General features: G+C 29.5%; 3 protein-coding genes. All 3 read right to left on the reverse strand.

The annotated features are described in order from the left end of the window. Positions 1 to 277 precede the first annotated feature (277 nt). The gene (locus ACZ098_RS17125) at positions 278 to 769 is read right to left on the reverse strand and encodes a hypothetical protein (protein WP_487312983.1); all 492 of its coding nucleotides are present in this window, start codon (positions 767 to 769) and stop codon (positions 278 to 280) included. Between the two features lie 167 nt (positions 770 to 936). Further along, positions 937 to 1,446, reverse strand: a complete 510-nt coding sequence (locus tag ACZ098_RS17130) for a hypothetical protein (protein ID WP_487312984.1) — start codon at positions 1,444 to 1,446, stop codon at positions 937 to 939. A 225-nt stretch (positions 1,447 to 1,671) separates the two neighbouring features. Continuing rightward, positions 1,672 to 2,340 (reverse strand): hypothetical protein, encoded by a 669-nt coding sequence (locus tag ACZ098_RS17135; protein WP_487312985.1) that lies wholly within the window; start codon positions 2,338 to 2,340, stop codon positions 1,672 to 1,674. Positions 2,341 to 2,471 lie beyond the last annotated feature (131 nt).

The following is a 2,471-nucleotide window of genomic DNA, read 5'->3' on the forward strand; positions in this document are numbered from 1 at the left end:
GAAAGTTTGAGATCAAAGCTTACTTTTTGATACTCATTTTTTCGACAGGGTTGTTTTTTTGGTGTTTCCATAGGATACTAAAAGTGTTTAATTTTTAGTCAACCTATTTTAGGACGAGAGGTTTTCAAGATTTGCTGCTAACGTTTCGCCGCTTTGCGTCTGTTGCGAGCTTCGGAACGGCTTATTTTCTGCTAAAATACAACTTCTTGCGAAAGATAAACGTGAATTTTGCACTTTTCTCGCAATAGCGCAAAACGGCTGTTGTATGCTGGTTTAACTAATTATTGTCTTTTTTCACGTACCAAGTTCTATATTTTTTTCTCCAATATCCCTTTATTTTTTTAGTTTGTAATTTTCCATTTTCTTTTATAATTATTAATTTATCCTTTCTAATTAAAAAAAGTAAATTTGGTAAAACTCTATTTTGTCCTCCAGAAGATAATGATTTTATAGCATTTTGAGTTTCATTAACTCTTTTTGGAATTTCATCCTCAGCAATTACTAAACTATCTTTTGAAATCTTTGTGTTTTTATGAATTACACTCAAAGTGTCGTAAACTTTTACAACTTCAAGTTTTAAGGTATCATTTGAGATTTTCCATTTTCCTATTGTCCAACTTGCAGCCAAATCAAATTGCCATGTATGTCTAAATTTATTATTTTCAAGTAGTTCAATATTATTTCCGAATACATCTTTATAGATTCCTAAATGTTTAGTTTGAGAAAAGCATATTGAAGTAAATAAGATGATTAAATAATTGATTTTCATTTTAGATTCGGTTTTTCAAAACTAGCATACAACGTGCCGCAGATTGTGATAGTTGCGACGATTAATTACTGATGATTACAAATATAAAACTCCTTTTTGAGTTTTCAGAGAAAACTCGGGAAAATACCAAGCCAAGCAATTATCACAAACTGCTGTTAGCTGCCGTATTATCTACTTTCGAGCCACACTTTTATAATTTCATTTTTCTTGTTAATAAGATATTCATGTAAAGGCTTTTCGTTAGCTAATTCAATTTCAATATCTAAAATAAAGAAGTTATGATAAGTTGATTCCTTGATTTTATTTTTATTTACCGAGTTGCGTTCATATTTGATATAAAAAAGTTGGCTATTACTAAAATAAAAAAACACTTTTTCTTTTTCAGAACTTCCATCTTCAAAATCAATATGACTTGAATAATCAGCTCTTATTAACCTGCAAGTCTTTTTATCATCATAGTTTCTTTTTTCGTTTGTACTTAAACTATTATAATACAAACTGTCATTGAAAAAAGCCTGAATTTTCCATCCACCATAACCACTTCCATTAGTTTTTGTCTTTTCATTTGAATACTCTTTTTCGGATTGAATTTTACCTCCATAGTCAGATATTTTGAAACAGCTTTCTTGTTTACTCAAACTATCTATTTCAGAAATTGAAAATTCAAGTCTTTCCATTTTCTGAGAAAAACTCAAAAAAGTTGTAAAGAAGAATAATGTTAAAAATTTAAACATAAGTCTATTGATATAGATTGTGAATATGGCAGCTAACGTTTCGCCGCTTCTCGTCAGTTGTGAAGTTCGGAACTTTATATTTTCTGTTAAAGATAATAATTCTTGCGAAACGCATACGTGAACTTACGCCAAAATTCGCAATTGCGAGAAACGGCTGTTATGTGATGTTCATATTTCTTCATGTGATTTAACAGCTTCTAAAACTATATAAAAAATCATAAGCAGAAATATCCACAATGTTATCCAAAAGCAACCTACACCGAGCCAGGTTTCTCGTTGGTTGGCATATAAATCATAAAGCATATAGCTTATTATTAAGTAGGGAACAAGTCCGATAAAAAATAGTGGAAATAGCAATGGAAAGCCAATCACTGATTCTGCTTTGGATGGTTTTTCTCTAACAATTTTAGAAGTTGCATTTGAGAATGAATATGGTAGAAATACTCTAGTTATAAATGTATTTCCCACGCCATTTGTAATTTGCTCTTCGTCAGATTGGTTAAAGATTTTTTTAGCTAAAAATTTAAGCGTAAAGTTTACGTCAACCTTTTGAGACTTTATTGTTCTTATATTGAAAAATATATAAGCGATTATAACGGGGAGAATTTTTCCAGTAACTGAAACATCTTTTAATACTACTGGTCCAATCGACAATGATTCTATTGAACTGTCATAAAAAATGATATAAAGAAATATACTTACGATTAACCAAAAATTATGTTTTTCTTCTTGACTGTTTAAATGTGTAAGACTATCATAAACCTTATAAAAATATTCTTTTAAGGTTTCCTCGTCATTTAGTAAATAAAATTCTTCTAAGTCTAATTCTTTTCCCATAAAGTTTGTGTCTTGTCCTGAAATAGGTTGACCATTTTTAGGTTATTAATTGAATCAAAAATACGGATTTGTAATCGGAATGTTGGTAACTTTTTTTTAAAAATTCCCTTCGGGTTTTAAAAAAGTTACCA

The sequence above is a fragment of the Flavobacterium sp. SP2 genome, assembly GCF_057626655.1.

Bases quoted from the DNA above. Each gene is read 5' to 3' on its own strand.
- ACZ098_RS17125 (WP_487312983.1), bottom strand. From the start codon at position 769: ATGAAAATCAATTATTTAATCATCTTATTTACTTCAATATGCTTTTCT.
- ACZ098_RS17130 (WP_487312984.1), bottom strand. From the start codon at position 1,446: ATGGAAAGACTTGAATTTTCAATTTCTGAAATAGATAGTTTGAGTAAA.
- ACZ098_RS17135 (WP_487312985.1), bottom strand. From the start codon at position 2,340: ATGGGAAAAGAATTAGACTTAGAAGAATTTTATTTACTAAATGACGAG.